This window comes from Arthrobacter sp. BG3 (assembly GCF_056680185.1).
Window position 1 is genome coordinate 2,403,241 of record NZ_CM155270.1, and the last position, 14,084, is coordinate 2,417,324.

Genomic DNA, 14,084 nt, shown 5'->3' on the forward strand with positions numbered 1-14,084 from the left:
GTCCCGGGTTTCCGTCCCCTCTGTTGTCTCCCGTCGCCCCTCGATAGACTGCCCCTGCGCCTGCCTGGGCGCGCCGAAGCTTCCGGGAAGGATCCAACCATGTCCGAAAACAACGAGGCTGGCCGAACGGCAGCCGAACCCGAAGACGCGGCGGCCGAGGGCCAGTATGTCGAGGGCGACTACGGCACGGCGGGAACCGCCGGGGAGAACCCGCCAGTGGCGGCGGAGGGGGAATACTCCACGGGCGACTACGGCGCGGCAGGAGTCGGCGGCACCACCGCCGTCGGCGCTGAGGAGGGCGACTACCCCGAAGGCGACTATGGAGCGGCGGGTGGCACCGGTGCGCCGCCGGCCGCCGCCGACGAGGGTGAGTATCCGGAAGGCGACTACGGCGCCGCGGGTGCCGCAGGTCGGGCAGGTGCCCGGCCCGCCGCCGACCGCCAGCCCGGAGCGGCACCCGCCCGGGACGGCTCCGCGGGCGAAACGGGCCACGCGGACCGCTAGGCGTCGGACTTCGCGATCAGCGAACACCGCAGTTGCCGGCCTTGGTGCTGCCTGAAATTCCCCGGAATTCCGGGAAAGTGCGGCTTGCAGTGAGGCGCTCGAACCAACCGCGATCCGAAGTTGAGCGCAGGTCGCTCAACTTTGGATTGACTTTGACACGGGTCTGAGTAGAGTTGAGTGCAGATCGCTCAATAACGGTCGGGCCCTCTGGGTCCGCAGCCAATCAAGCAAGTTTCCAAGGAAAGAAAAGGAAGCAACACATGTCACGTGCAGTAGGTATTGACCTCGGAACAACCAACTCCGTCGTCTCCGTTCTCGAAGGCGGCGAGCCCACCGTCATTGCCAACGCCGAGGGTGGCCGCACCACGCCGTCGGTAGTTGCATTCTCCAAGTCCGGCGAAGTGCTGGTTGGCGAAATCGCCAAGCGCCAGGCCGTCAACAACATCGACCGCACCATTGCTTCGGTCAAGCGCCACATGGGCACTGACTGGACCGTCGCCATTGACGACAAGAAGTACACCCCGCAGGAAATCTCCGCCCGCATCCTGATGAAGCTGAAGAACGACGCCGAGTCCTACCTGGGTGAAAAGGTCACGGACGCCGTGATCACCGTCCCCGCGTACTTCAACGACGCTCAGCGCCAGGCCACCAAGGAGGCCGGCGAAATCGCAGGCCTCAAGGTCCTGCGCATCGTCAACGAGCCCACCGCGGCGGCACTGGCCTACGGCCTGGACAAGGGCAAGGAAGATGAACTTATCCTCGTCTTCGACCTTGGCGGCGGAACGTTCGACGTCTCCCTCCTCGAGGTTGGCAAGGATGAAGACAACTTCTCCACCATCCAGGTCCGCTCCACCGCCGGCGACAACCGCCTCGGCGGCGACGACTGGGATCAGCGCGTCGTGGACTACCTGCTGAACCAGCTCAAGGTCAAGGGCATCGACCTCTCCAAGGACAAGATCGCCCTGCAGCGCCTGCGTGAAGCGTCGGAGCAGGCCAAGAAGGAACTCTCCTCCTCCTCCAGCACCAACGTCTCCCTGCAGTACCTCTCCGTCACCCCCGACGGCCCGGTGCACCTGGACGAGCAGCTGACCCGCGCCAAGTTCCAGGACCTCACCAAGGACCTTCTGGACCGCACCAAAAAGCCGTTCCACGACGTCATCAAGGAAGCCGGCATCCAGCTCTCCCAGATCGACCACATCGTGCTCGTCGGCGGTTCCACCCGTATGCCGGCTGTCTACGACCTGGTCAAGGAACTGGCCGGCGGCAAGGAGCCGAACAAGGGCGTCAACCCGGATGAGGTCGTCGCCGTCGGCGCCGCACTCCAGGCCGGTGTCCTGAAGGGTGAGCGCAAGGACGTTCTCCTGATCGACGTCACCCCGCTCTCCCTCGGCATCGAAACCAAGGGCGGCATCATGACGCACCTGATCGAGCGCAACACTGCCATCCCGACCAAGCGGTCCGAGACCTTCACCACGGCGGATGACAACCAGCCGTCCGTGGCCATCCAGGTCTTCCAGGGCGAGCGTGAGTTCACCCGCGACAACAAGCCGCTGGGCACCTTCGAGCTGACCGGGATCGCTCCGGCCCCCCGCGGCGTCCCGCAGGTCGAGGTCACCTTCGACATCGACGCCAACGGCATCGTGCACGTCTCGGCAAAGGACAAGGGCACCGGCAAGGAACAGTCCATGACCATCACGGGCGGTTCCAGCCTCTCCAAGGAAGACATCGACCGCATGGTCAAGGACGCCGAGGAGCACGCAGCAGAGGACAAGGCCCGCCGCGAGGCAGCCGACACCCGCAACACTGCTGAGCAGCTCGCCTACTCCGTGGACAAACTGATCGCCGACAACGCCGACAAGCTGCCTGCAGAGATCAAGACCGAGGTCCAGGCCGACGTCGACGCCCTCAAGGCCGCCCTCGAAGGCACCGACGACGCCGCCGTGAAGACCGCGTTTGAGAAGCTGCAGGCTTCCCAGACCAAGCTCGGCGAGGCCATCTACGCCCAGGCAGGTTCCCCGGACGGCGCCACCGGCGCCCAGGGTGCCCCGGCCGGCGAGCAGGCAGCGGGCGCCGACGAGGACATCGTCGACGCCGAGATTGTTGACGAAGACGAGAAGAAGTAATCATGCCGCACCACGGTAACGAAGAAGAGCACGGTTCTTCCGAGAACCGTCGCGACGCTGAACAGCGGGAGAACGAGCCGCAGAAGCCGATCATCCACGACAACCGCAAGGTTGATCCGAAGACCGGCCAGGCCCGCCACCCCGACCAGGAGCGCGGCGCCGCCGGGGCCCCGGAGTCCGGGGATGCGCTGTCCCAGGCGGAGGACATCCTCAACAGTGTTGAGGTGCCCGCCGCGGATTCCGTGGCCCAGGGCGCGGACGGGGCGGAGGCGGAGGAGCTCAGGAATGACCTTCGCCGCCTGCAGGCCGAATACGTCAACTACCGCAAGCGCGTCGAACGCGACCGTGCCGTGGCTGGGGAGATGGCCGTCATTGGCGTCATGAACTCCCTGCTCCCGGTACTGGACGACGTCGACGCCGCCCGCCAGCACGGTGATCTCACGGACGGACCGTTCGCCGCGATCGCCGCCAAGCTGGAGAACGCGCTGAAGACGTACGGCCTGGTGCGCATCGATGAGACCGGCGTGGAGTTCGATCCCACGATCCACGAGGCCCTCATCCAGCAGCCCGGCACGGACGTCGAAATCGACACCGTCAGCCAGGTCCTGCGCTCCGGCTACAAGACCGGCGACCGGGTGCTCCGCGCAGCACAGGTCATCGTGGCTGTTCCGGCTTAGCAGTACCCCATCGAGGTGACAGTTCGCGCCCGTGTTTCGAACCGACTTGGGCGCGAACTGTCATCTCGGCACACAGATTTGAAAGGAAACGCCATTGGCTAGCCAGGACTGGGTGGACAAGGACTTCTACAAGATCCTTGGAGTCGCCAAGGACGCTTCCGACGCCGACATCAAGAAGGCCTACCGGAAGCTCGCGCGGCAGCACCACCCGGACACCAACGCGGGGAACGCAGCTTCGGAGCGGAAGTTCAAGGACATCTCCGAGGCTTACTCCGTGCTCTCCGACGCCGACGAGCGCCAGCAGTACGACGCCATCCGGGCCATGGGCGGCGGAGCCCGCTTCGCCCCGGGCGGTGGCGGCGGCGCCGGTGGCGGGGCTGGCTTCGAGGACCTCTTCGGCGGCTTGTTCACCGGTGGCGGGGGGCGCCAATCCGGCGGCTACAGCACGGCCGGCGGCATTCCGCCGGAGTTCGCCGACCTCTTCGGCGGCGGCGGCGGTTTCGGCGGCGGCCAGTCCTTCCAGCGTGCACCGCAGAAGGGCGCGGACCGGACGGCATCGACCTCGATTTCCTTCGCCGGCTCCGTCCGCGGAACCACCATCGGCCTGCGTGAACCGGACGGGGAAGTCATCGACGTTCGCGTCCCGGCCGGCATCAAGGACGGCCAGAAGGTCCGGGTCCGCGGCAAGGGCCAGTACGGTCCGGCCGGATACGGGGATCTCATGGTCACCGTTTCGGTGAAGCCGCATGACTTCTACGTCCGCGACGGCGACAACCTGCGCATCCATGTCCCGGTCACCTTCCCGGAGGCAGTCCTGGGCGCGGACATCGAGGTGCCGACCATCGACGGCGACAAGGTCAAGGTGCGCGTCCCGGCCGGCACGCCGTCGGGCCGCACGCTCCGGGTCAAGGGCCGCGGCGTCAAGCACGCCAAGGCTACCGGCGACCTGCTGGTCACCATCGACGTCGCCGTCCCGCGAAAGCTCAACAAGGAAGCCGAGGAGGCCGTCAAGGCCTTCGCCGCGGCCACCGCCGGCGAGGACGTCCGCGCCGAACTGGCAGCCAAGGCCCGGCTCTAGGAGCGGACGCCTGCCATGGCCATCGACTTTGAGCAGCCGATCTTCGTCATCTCCGTGGCCGCGGAGCTGGCGGACATGCACCCCCAGACGCTGCGGCAGTACGACCGGCTGGGCCTCGTCTCGCCCAGCCGGGCCCCCGGCAAGTCCCGCCGCTACTCGCAGCGGGACATCAACATGCTCCGCGAGGTGCAGCGGCTCTCGCAGGAGGGCGTCTCCCTCGAAGGCATCAAACGGATCCTCCAGCTGGAGAACCAGGTGGCAGCCCTGCAGCGTCGCGTCACCGAACTGAGCGAGGAGCTCGAACGCCGCCCCCGTGCCCTGGACTCCTCCCGCATCTTCGCCGCCGGAGCCGCGGGCGACGTCGTCAGTCTGGCCCGCGGCAAGCGCCCCCGTGCCCGCTCCCAGGCCGTCGTCGTGTGGAGGCCGCGGAACAGCGAGTGACGAAGCCCGCAGCCCGCTCCTGCCCTCCTCCACGCAGACAACGTTCCACGTAGTCAACGGACCCGGGAGCGAGTACCGGTTGCCCGCAGCCGGGTAATCACCGGCCGCAAAGACGGGTACCGCGATTGCGTGACTTCTTGGCCGCCCGCCCGTTTGAATTGTCACGGCAGGAAGGCTGGCGCCAGCCAGCGCAACAGCGAGGACAGCCGGGGGGCACCGCATGTTTGATCCATCGACGCCGGGAAAATCGGCGCCTGGACCCGCACTGATCGCGGACACGCCATGAACTCCGGGCTCCAGGCCCTGGCCCTGTTTGCCGGGTCCCGGACCGGAGCAATCCTGTTGGCGCTAGGCCAGGCGGTCGTGGTCGTGTGTGTCTGCTTCGATATGGTCCGCGCCCTCGCCGTGCCCCGGTCCCACCGCCGCTACGTGGCAAACACCGTCTTCACAACGCTGGCGTGGCCATCGATCCTGATCAGCGCGGGCAGCGTGCTGGTCCAGGCCGCCAGCGGGACGTGGCAGAACGTCGCCGCCGGGGTCTTCGTGATGGTCATGGTGATCTTCCGGTGGCGCAACGGCGGCGACGAGGACAGCTGGTGGAAGGGCAAGGGCAAGAAACTGGCCACCTGGTTCCGGAACCAGACGGCCGGCCGGTCCGCGGCCGCACCGGCCGCCGCGTAAACCCACCCACCGCAAACCATCCAACGCGGGGTCACCTCGCGCCCATCCCGAGGGGATTTACCGGCGCTATGTGACCCCGCGTTGGGGTGGTGGGGTTCCTAGTCGGTGAAGAGGCCGGCCAGGTCCTCGGCCGTGAGCGCCCCGCCGGAGAGGGCGTCGCCCTCCATGACGTCGGCGAACAGCTGGGACTTCCTGGCCTTGAGGGCCATGACCTTCTCCTCGATGGTGTCCTTGGCGACGAGCCGGTAGACCATCACATTGCGGGCCTGCCCGATCCGGTGCGTGCGGTCCACGGCCTGCGCCTCCGAGGCCGGGTTCCACCACGGGTCCAGCAGGAAAACGTAATCCGCCTCGGTCAGGTTCAGCCCGAAGCCGCCGGCTTTGAGGCTGATCAGGAACACCGGGGCGGCGCCGTTCTTGAACTCATTGACGACGTCGGTGCGGTTGCGGGTGCTCCCGTCGAGGTAGCAGAACTCGATGTTCTCCTCGACGAGCCGCTCACGGACCTTGCCCAGGAACCCGGTGAACTGGCTGAAAATGAGCGCCCGGTGCCCTTCCGCCACGAGGTCCTCCAGCTGCTCGAAGAGCACATCGAGTTTGCTGGACCGCACCCCGGAGAGTGCGGGATCGATCAGCGAGGGATCCAGGCTGAGCTGCCGCAGCAGCGTGAGGGACTGGAAGATGGTGAAGCGGTTCTTGTTGACGTCATCGATCAGGCCCAGGATCTTCTGGCGTTCCCGCTGCAGGTGCGTCTGGTAAACCTTCTGGTGCCGCGGGTTCAGCACCACCTCGAGGATCTGCTCCTGCTTCGGCGGTAGGTCGTGGATGACGTGCTCCTTGGTGCGGCGCATCATCAGCGGACGGACCCGACGCCGGAGCTTGTCCAGCTGGGCCTTGTCACCGTTCTTTTCCACCGGCTTCTGGTAGTACTCGGCGAAACGCGTCGGGCTGGAGAAAAGCCCCGGCGCGACGATCGAGGTGAGCGCCCAGAACTCCATCAGGTTGTTCTCCAGCGGGGTGCCGGTGATGGCCAGTTTGAACACCGCCGGAAGTTTCCGGGCGCACTGGTACGCCTTGGACTGGTGGTTCTTGACGAACTGGGCCTCATCCAGGACCAGGCCGGCCCATTCCTTGGATGCATAGGCCTCGTAGTCGATCCGGAACAGGGCGTAGGAGGTGATGATGATGTCCGCCCCCGCCATGGCCGAAACCGGATCCGAGCCGCTCTTGGCGAAGGTTTCGCTGATGGCACGCACCGTGAGGCCGGGGGCGAACCGTGCGGTCTCGGCCTCCCAGTTCCCGACAACACTCGTGGGGGCGACCACGAGGAAAGGCGCGGCGCCGGCCGCTGCCTCAGGCGCTCCTGCCGCGATCTTCGCGGCGCAGATCAGCGCCAGCGCCTGCACGGTCTTGCCCAGGCCCATGTCATCGGCGAGCACCCCGCCGAGCCCGTGCCGGTACAGGAAGCTGAGCCAGTTGAACCCCTCCAGCTGGTACGGGCGCAGCTCGGCGTTAAGCGTTGCCGGCAACGGCAGGCCCTTCACGCCGCCCTCCAGCAGGCCGCCGACCGCCTCGCGCCAGGCCGCGGCCTGCTCATCCACGATGCCAAGCTGGGCCAGCTCGTCCCAGAGCCCGGCCTGGAAACGGCTGATCTGCAGCGGCGCGTCCTTGTTGTCCTGCAGTTCCCGCGCCTCCTCAATCAGCGCCCGCAGCTGGTGCAGTTCGGGCAGGTCCAGGGAGAAGTAGGCGCCGCTGGGCAGCAGCATCCTGGTCTGTCCGGCCGCCAGAGCAGAGAAAACGGCCGCGAAGGACACGGGCTGGCCTTCCAGGGAAATCTGGATGCCGAGGTCGAACCAGTCCCTCTGCTCGGTGGCCTTCGTGGAGATGGACACCACCGGGGCCTCCTCCGCCTCCCGGTAGTCGGCGATCTCGCCGGCCGTGTCCACGCTGACGCCGGGGACCTCTCGGAGCGCGGGCAAAAGCTCTTCGGTGAACGCCAGGGTGTCCAGGCCGCTGAGTTCGGCCGACGCTGCCAGACGCGGCGTACCCCAGCCGCCCGTGGCCGACTCGCCCAGCGCCGGAACCACGTCCCAGGGCTGTCCTACGGCTTCGAGGATCCGGGCCTCGGCGGGGTCGTCCCGGTAACCGTGATCGTCGGGGTGGCGCCACAGCGGCTGTGAGGTGACAAGCGTGCCGGACTTGTAGTGCCATTCCCAGTGCAGCCGGACCCGGTGGTCGGCGCCGTAGTTCGCCAGCAGCGACAGGGTGGGAACGGCCAGCTGGGGCAGCTCCACGGATTCATCGGAGGCCGTCACCCGGGCGCTCTGCTTTAGTTTGGGGTAGAAACCGGTCAGGAAGCGGCTCTCATCCCGGGCCGGAATGTGCAGTGTGGTTCCGGCCGTGACAAAGGTCAGGAGCTCCTCGCTCAGCCCGCTTTCCAGCGGGGCGAGCGTGATGATGGAGTCCGCCGGCGCGACTCCCGGCAGGGCATCCGGCCCGGAGGTCAGGAAGATCCCGTGGGCCGGGCGCCCGATGGTCCCGACGGAAGCGGGATCGACCACCTCCCCCTCAATGGTGATGACGGGGGCGAGCGACAGCCCGCCGGTGTCCCCGCTGCCGGCAGCCGGCGCACCGCCGCCGGCGTCGTTCCCGCCGGCCGGGACCGGCGCGGCGCCGAACCGGGCCAGGTTGAGCCCGACGGCGGCCGGCTGCTCGACGAGCCGCACCGGCTCCGAACCCCGGCTGTGGACCAGGGCGACGCCGATCTTCCGGGCCTGGGCCAGCAGGCTCCACAGGTTCTTGCCGGCATAGGTGTTCATGCCCAGCCACAGCCCGGTCCCGGCGTGCTGGCGGTTGGCCTGGGCGGTGTGCGAGGCGAGGAACTCCTGCATCCACTCGACGTGGGCCTCGTTGCATTCGCGCCGGTAGCTCAGGTAGCTCAGGGTGTTCCAGGAGACATCGCCGCGGATCCATTTGCCCTTGGCCCCCATAATGACCGGACGCGCCTTCAACTGGCGGACGCTGCGCAGCGGATCCCGCCGGCCGGTGTAGGAGAAATGCGGGGCGGGCTCTTCGATCTCGAACTGGAGCGCCAGCGGGATGCCGTTGGTGGACTGGGTGATTCCCGGCCGGGCAATGAGCGGGCTGAGGGCCTGTTCCCAGTCCGGCGCCTCTTGCACCGGAGCCTGCCGGGACAGCCGGCTGGTATCGGCGGGAGTGAGCAGCTGGACCCGGATCGCGGGGCTGTCCTCGGCAGCAAACAACAGCGCGGCCACGTGCTTGCAGTCCTTCCGGACCGGGCAGCTGCAGACGCCGACGGTGCAGCTCCACCCGCCCGCCTTCCGGACCAGCTTCGCCGTCGTCGAATACGGCACATCGGAGCCGCCCCGGACTTTGCCGAGCATGAGTCCGGTGGCGGAATCGAAGGAAATCCCGGAAACGCGGCTCCCCATGGCGTAGGCAAGTCCGGCCGCAAGGGAGCGGTCGTTGATCGCGGGAGTCTGTATTGCCAGTGCCGCACTCTCGTCCGGATGGGATGGCATGTGCGCACTACTTTCAGCAGTTGGTCATCGGATCCATCTTACCGAGCCTGGCGGGACACCCCGTACCCGGCTGCCTGCCCAAGTGGATAACCCGCCCATGTGGATAACCTGCCCATCGGTCAACCGCGCCCAGGGGGCGTGCCGGCCCGGGACACCCAAACTTCGCCGGACGTTCAGCTCAGGCTCAACCGCCGCTGCGGCGGTGCCGCGTACCGTGAAAAGGGTCCGGAGCGACACCAGCCTTCAGCAGTGAGGATTTTCCATGAGCAACGGCCTTTCCACCGCCCTTCCCGCCACCGGTTACGCGGCGGTCCTGCCACGGGAGCGCATTAACGGCAGCGACGCCGACGTCGTTGACGCGAACGTGGACGTGGTCAACGCCATGTACGCGGAGCTGCTCGACATCGGGGAGATTGCGCCGAACGCGCTGCGCAGCTACTACGTTGACTTCTATCTGACGCAGTCGCTGGGCGGCGGGTTCGCCCAGTACGTGTTCACCGCCCCGGACCGCGAGGACATCGACGCGTACATCCGGGCAGGGCTGGAGGGGATGGGGGCCGCCGCCCACCTGGACCTCTTCAACCGCACTGTGGCTGCCTTCGACGCCCTCTCCGAGGAGGAAGCGGACGCGTATCTTGACGGCGACACCGGCCTGGAAGACGGTCTCGAAGACGGCACAGACGGCGGCGTCCCGGACGCGGTCCGGGTCGTGGAAGAGCTCGACGGCGAGTTCGAAACCCTGCTGGAGACCGAGAACCTCGTCGCGCTCAACGCCGCCTGGCTCCGGGGCCAGGCTGACCTCCTCGTCCTGGACGAGGAGGAACTCGACCGCCACATCGCCGAGCGCGTCTCCCGGGTCCCGAACCTGGCGGAACGCCAGGCCGAGGCCGCCGAGGATGAACTGCTGGACACCCCGGAATTCGAGGTAATCATCCGCGAGCTCTGCGACGTGGCCGGCCACACGCTCCGGAAGATCACCATGGGTGACCCCAACTATGACCACGACGGACAGACCACCCTGGCGTGGCATTTCACCACGGACCAGGGCGAATTCCTGATGCTGGATGATGAACGCGAGGCGGTCATGATCCACCCGGACACGAAGGAGATCCTGGCCGCCGTCGAGTTCGAGGTTGAAGGCGACTGAACCTGTTGGCCGCCGCGCCCGTTCCCGGCCGCGGCGGCCGGCTGCTAGTACCCCGCCGCCGCGCTGATCATTTCACCGGACGGGGCGACCAAGTGCCAGACGCCGCCGACGCCCTGGCCCAGAATGTCCCCGGCAGCCATGTCCTTGGCGTAGTAGTACACAGGCATCCCGTTGACGGTCAGCTGCTTCTTGCCGTCCGGGGTGGCAATCGTGCCCACGGTGCCGGTGACGCCGTCGGCCGTGGGGGTGTCAGCGGCGGCGAGGACCGGAGGCCAGGACTGGAGGCAGCCGCCGGTGCAGGCGCTCCTCCCGGAGTCCTTGACGTCCTTCGCGTAGACGTAGACGCTCATCCCCTTGCCGTCGACGACGATCCGGCCGGCGCTGGAATCGGCGACCTTGAGGTCCGTGGCGGCCGCTGCCGGGGTCGACGCCGGAGCGGAGCCCGCCGCTGCCGGTGCCGACGCCGGAGCCGAACCCGCCGCGGCGCTGCCGGGCGGCGTCGTGGCGGCTGCCGACGTCGTCGAGGTGCCGGTCCCGCTGGTGCCGGCACAGCCGGAGAGTAGTGCGGCGAGGGCGAAAGCGGACAAGCCAATGCTGAGGTGCTTCTTCATCTGCTGCTCCTTGACTCGAACCGGCCAACTGGCCAGGCCGGCGCTACCCGTTACGACGCCATTGAGGGAAGAATGGTTCACAGCAGGCCGCGGGCGGCGCCCCGGAACCCGGGCGTGTGAACCCTTCCGGCGGTCCGCACGTCATAGAGGCAGAAGCGCTGAAACCCGCGAGACAGGGAGGACGGTCATGTCGCTGGACGAAGACGTCGTGGCGGCCATTTACCGCGACCACGGGGCGGCCCTCAGGCGCTTCGTCCTCAGCGCCTCCCACGATCCGCAGCTGGCGGATGACGTGGTGCAGGAGACCGTGCTGCGGGTCTGGCAGCAGGCCCCCCACATCACCGGAAGCCTGCGCAGCTATCTGTTCAGAACGGCCCGCAACATCCTGATCGACAACTACCGCAAGGCCCAGCGGCGGCCCCGCGAGACGACGGACCGCGACCTGGCCGACCCGGCCGACGGCGAGGAACGCGTCGATGAACTCCTCAACCGGGTGCTGATGGAAGAAGCGCTGCTGCGGCTCAGCGCGGAGCACCGGGAAGTTCTCGTGGCGCTCCATTACCGCCGCTTCACCGTCCAGGAGGCAGCGGCCAGTTTGAATATCCCGAGTGGAACCGTCAAGTCCCGGGCGTTCTATGCCGTGCGGGCCCTCCGGACGATCCTGGACGAGATGGGGGTGGAACGGTGAGCGCCATGGAATTGCACCAGCTGCTGGGCGCCTACCTGCTGGGCGGGCTGGAACCTGTTGAGGCCACGGCCTTTGAGCAGCATCTGGCCGGCTGTGCCCCGTGCCGGCAGGAGCTGGACGAACTGGCCAGCCTTCCGGCGCTGCTGGACGCGCTCCCGGTGCCCGACGCCGTCGCCCTCGGCGCCGCCGCCACCGCCGCCGTGCGGGACCCGGCGCCGCCGGTTCCCGAGCCGGCCGGAGTGCCGGCGGGGGTGACGCGGCGGATGCTCGACGAGGTGTCCGCGCGGCGCCGGAAAGCACGGCTGCGCTGGAGTGCGGCGCTGGCCGCGGCGGCCGCGGCATGCCTCGCGCTCGGAATCCTGGCCGCACCGCTGGTCAACCCGGCGCCCAAACCGGACGCCAGCTATTCCATCCGGGCCAGCGACGGGCTGCAGATCACGGTAGGCCTGGTCAAGAAGGCCTGGGGAACCGAGCTCGCCGTCGACGGCCGGAGCCTGCCGGTGGACGGCACCCTTTCCCTGTGGGTGAAGGACACCAACGGCGGCGAGGACCGCGCCTGCTCCTGGACGGCCACGCCCAGCGGCAGCGTCAGGATCACCGGAGCCACACCGCTGCAGCTCACCAACATTTCCAGCGTCGAAATGCGGAAAGGGCAGCAACAGACCATGGCCGTCATCGCCGTGCCCCGGGGATAGGTTAGGGCCGGCCCCTTCGCCGCCGCCAAAGAATGTCGGACCCCCCTGCTCTACTCATGGTGGGGGATCCGACGGCTTCCCCACCACCTGCGGCACGCCCGTCCGCACCGGCGATTGGGGATTCGTTATGGACCAGGCTTTTGTGGTTGTCACCTCCGGGAAAGAGCTGGCCCTGCGCCTGTCGGCGGCCGGACGGACACGGCCGGCAGCGGTGATCTCCTGGCATCCGGAGCAGCAGGACAACCGGATCGACGTGGAGCATATCGCCCGGGAGGTGGGAGACCTGGCCGAAGTCTACTGGCTTGAAAACGGCGCGGAGAGTTATGCCTTCGGCGACAGCCTGCCGTACGGGGCGCACGTGTTCGGAAATGCGGCGCGAGTCTACTCGGAGGATCTCCGCTGGATGAAGGACGTGCACCGCAGCCCGCTCCGGATGGCGCGCGACCACCAGTCCGCTGTCCGCGCGGCCGAGGACATCATTGAGGACGTCCTGGGCCTGATCACCGTGGTCCCGCCGAAGGCCACGGCAGTCCGCGCCCTGCCCCGGCGTGTCCGGGGCACCGTCAGGGCCTTCGCCGGCGCGGGGTCCCGGGCGATCATCGAGCTGGGCGACGGCAGCTGCTGCACCATCCAGCGCGAGCACGTGGTCCCGCCGGTTCGCCTCGACTGGATGCTGGACCTTGGCCAGTGCGTGGAAGGCGACCTGAACGATGAGGACCGGACGCTCGACATCAACGCCCTGAAGACCGTACCCCGGCTCGCGGAGCTTTACCGGTCCGGGGACCTCGTCCTCGCCTTGGCCGAGCAGGTCAGCCCCCGGAGTGCCAGGCTCACTCTCTACCCGGGCTCCAGCTGGACTGTGGGACAGGCCCGGGTCTCCGCCGACCCCCTCGACACCGTGAACAGCCTGGTGACGGAAGGCGAAGTGGTGGTGGCCCGGTTCCTGCGGGAGCACGGGGCCGTGGCGTTGTCCTTGCTCGACGTCGACGACGGCGCCGGGGTCGTGGCGGCGCCCGCGCTCCTGACGGGCGGCACCCCCTGGCTGCGGTCCGGAAGGCACCTCACCGAGCAGCCCACCTCGGGACGGACGTTCCCTGCTGAAGCGGACGGTGTCCCCGGGGCGCGGACCGGGGACGCCGGGCAGGAAGGTCCCGCAGCGGCGGGGCCGGCCCCAAAACCGTCGGTTGCCCTGATGACCACCCAGCTCCAGCTGGAAGCCGAACGAAGGAAGGTCGCCGCCCTTCAGGAACTTGTCGCCGCTGCCAGCCACGCCGGCGCCGGATTCGTCAGCCTCCAGCAGGAGCAGGATGCCCTCAGGCTGGAACTGGAGGCGGAGCAACAGATCGCAGAGGGGGCCCAGGCGGCGCTCGAGGACGCGGAGGCCCGGCTCGCCCGCGGGCGGGAAGAACTCCTCGAGCTCCGGGCGTACAAACGCCGGACGCAGCCCGCGCTCAAGCGCGCAGCGGCCGCCGGTTCGGACGGGCTGTTCGCGACTGCCGGAGAACGCCTGCGGCACGATGTGTACCTCGCATGGGCCAAAAACGTCCCGGCGTTCGACAAGGCGCGGCAGGTGCTGCCCTCGGAGTGGCAGGCCGGGCCGGAGTTTGCGGCATCCCTTTACGGCTTCACCGAGCCGGGAGTGGTGGCGAAGGCGCTGAAGGCCACGGTGGAGGTCCTGACCGGGGCGGCGGAGCGGAACGCGGCGCGTGACGTCCATGCGCTGCGGGCGAACCCGGGCGCAGACACCGCCCAGCTGGTGCGCGCGGACGGTGCAAAATGCTTCCGCGCGGCGATCGAGCAGAACGTGGCGTCGGCCCGGCGGCTGCACTTCTGGCGGCTGCCGGATGGAACGATTGAGCTCTCGCGCATCGTGGTCCACGACGACTTCAAGCCCTGA

Annotated in this window: 12 protein-coding genes; 10 read left to right on the forward strand and 2 right to left on the reverse strand. The window is 68.1% G+C overall.

The genetic code is table 11. From position 1 onward, the window contains the following. Positions 1–99 precede the first annotated feature (99 nt). The 6 genes from AC1MFL_RS10680 to AC1MFL_RS10705 all read left to right on the forward strand — a co-directional run bounded on the left by AC1MFL_RS10680 (position 100) and on the right by AC1MFL_RS10705 (position 5,504). Positions 100–504: a hypothetical protein gene (locus AC1MFL_RS10680; protein WP_479809591.1), complete on the forward strand. Its 405-nt coding sequence runs from the start codon at positions 100–102 to the stop codon at positions 502–504. Positions 505–764: 260 nt separating this feature from the next. Continuing rightward, entirely contained in the window at positions 765–2,627 is a 1,863-nt protein-coding gene (gene dnaK / locus AC1MFL_RS10685) for a molecular chaperone DnaK (protein ID WP_226760715.1), read from the forward strand. A gap of 2 nt (positions 2,628–2,629) precedes the next feature. Then, positions 2,630–3,304 carry a nucleotide exchange factor GrpE gene (locus AC1MFL_RS10690; RefSeq protein WP_479809593.1) on the forward strand — a complete coding sequence of 225 codons (675 nt, stop codon included), beginning with the start codon at positions 2,630–2,632 and terminating at the stop codon, positions 3,302–3,304. 94 nt (positions 3,305–3,398) lie between these two features. Then, positions 3,399–4,382 carry a DnaJ C-terminal domain-containing protein gene (locus AC1MFL_RS10695; protein WP_479809595.1) on the forward strand — a complete coding sequence of 328 codons (984 nt, stop codon included), beginning with the start codon at positions 3,399–3,401 and terminating at the stop codon, positions 4,380–4,382. Between the two features lie 15 nt (positions 4,383–4,397). Then, positions 4,398–4,823: a heat shock protein transcriptional repressor HspR gene (locus AC1MFL_RS10700; protein ID WP_479809597.1), complete on the forward strand. Its 426-nt coding sequence runs from the start codon at positions 4,398–4,400 to the stop codon at positions 4,821–4,823. 282 nt (positions 4,824–5,105) lie between these two features. Then, positions 5,106–5,504, forward strand: coding sequence for a hypothetical protein (locus AC1MFL_RS10705; protein ID WP_479809599.1), 399 nt, complete (start codon positions 5,106–5,108; stop codon positions 5,502–5,504). 98 nt (positions 5,505–5,602) lie between these two features. On the opposite strand, the gene AC1MFL_RS10710 is transcribed toward AC1MFL_RS10705, so the two are convergent. Next, positions 5,603–9,046: a DEAD/DEAH box helicase gene (locus AC1MFL_RS10710; RefSeq protein ID WP_479809600.1), complete on the reverse strand. Its 3,444-nt coding sequence runs from the start codon at positions 9,044–9,046 to the stop codon at positions 5,603–5,605. A gap of 262 nt (positions 9,047–9,308) precedes the next feature. On the opposite strand from AC1MFL_RS10710, the gene AC1MFL_RS10715 reads away from it, so the two are divergent. Beyond that, positions 9,309–10,193 (forward strand): DMP19 family protein, encoded by an 885-nt coding sequence (locus AC1MFL_RS10715; RefSeq protein ID WP_479809602.1) that lies wholly within the window; start codon positions 9,309–9,311, stop codon positions 10,191–10,193. Between the two features lie 44 nt (positions 10,194–10,237). Here AC1MFL_RS10715 and AC1MFL_RS10720 read toward each other — a convergent pair whose 3' ends face one another. Continuing rightward, on the reverse strand, positions 10,238–10,804 hold the full coding sequence (locus AC1MFL_RS10720) for a COG4315 family predicted lipoprotein (RefSeq protein ID WP_479809603.1): 567 nt from the start codon (positions 10,802–10,804) through the stop codon (positions 10,238–10,240). A gap of 187 nt (positions 10,805–10,991) precedes the next feature. Here AC1MFL_RS10720 and AC1MFL_RS10725 point away from each other — a divergent pair, with 187 nt between their 5' ends. The 3 genes from AC1MFL_RS10725 (at position 10,992) to AC1MFL_RS10735 (ending at position 14,084) form a co-directional block, all read left to right on the forward strand. Further along, positions 10,992–11,492 (forward strand): sigma-70 family RNA polymerase sigma factor, encoded by a 501-nt coding sequence (locus AC1MFL_RS10725; protein WP_479809604.1) that lies wholly within the window; start codon positions 10,992–10,994, stop codon positions 11,490–11,492. Positions 11,493–11,497: 5 nt separating this feature from the next. Then, complete coding sequence (locus AC1MFL_RS10730; protein WP_479809605.1) at positions 11,498–12,187, forward strand: anti-sigma factor family protein; 690 nt, start codon at positions 11,498–11,500, stop codon at positions 12,185–12,187. Positions 12,188–12,314: 127 nt separating this feature from the next. Continuing rightward, a complete protein-coding gene (locus tag AC1MFL_RS10735; protein WP_479809607.1) occupies positions 12,315–14,084 on the forward strand; it encodes a hypothetical protein in 1,770 nt (589 codons plus the stop codon).

Bases quoted from the DNA above. Each gene is read 5' to 3' on its own strand.
- AC1MFL_RS10680 (WP_479809591.1), top strand. From the start codon at position 100: ATGTCCGAAAACAACGAGGCTGGCCGAACGGCAGCCGAACCCGAAGAC.
- dnaK (WP_226760715.1), top strand. From the start codon at position 765: ATGTCACGTGCAGTAGGTATTGACCTCGGAACAACCAACTCCGTCGTC.
- AC1MFL_RS10690 (WP_479809593.1), top strand. From the start codon at position 2,630: ATGCCGCACCACGGTAACGAAGAAGAGCACGGTTCTTCCGAGAACCGT.
- AC1MFL_RS10700 (WP_479809597.1), top strand. From the start codon at position 4,398: ATGGCCATCGACTTTGAGCAGCCGATCTTCGTCATCTCCGTGGCCGCG.
- AC1MFL_RS10705 (WP_479809599.1), top strand. From the start codon at position 5,106: ATGAACTCCGGGCTCCAGGCCCTGGCCCTGTTTGCCGGGTCCCGGACC.
- AC1MFL_RS10710 (WP_479809600.1), bottom strand. From the start codon at position 9,046: ATGCCATCCCATCCGGACGAGAGTGCGGCACTGGCAATACAGACTCCC.
- AC1MFL_RS10715 (WP_479809602.1), top strand. From the start codon at position 9,309: ATGAGCAACGGCCTTTCCACCGCCCTTCCCGCCACCGGTTACGCGGCG.
- AC1MFL_RS10720 (WP_479809603.1), bottom strand. From the start codon at position 10,804: ATGAAGAAGCACCTCAGCATTGGCTTGTCCGCTTTCGCCCTCGCCGCA.
- AC1MFL_RS10725 (WP_479809604.1), top strand. From the start codon at position 10,992: ATGTCGCTGGACGAAGACGTCGTGGCGGCCATTTACCGCGACCACGGG.
- AC1MFL_RS10730 (WP_479809605.1), top strand. From the start codon at position 11,498: ATGGAATTGCACCAGCTGCTGGGCGCCTACCTGCTGGGCGGGCTGGAA.
- AC1MFL_RS10735 (WP_479809607.1), top strand. From the start codon at position 12,315: ATGGACCAGGCTTTTGTGGTTGTCACCTCCGGGAAAGAGCTGGCCCTG.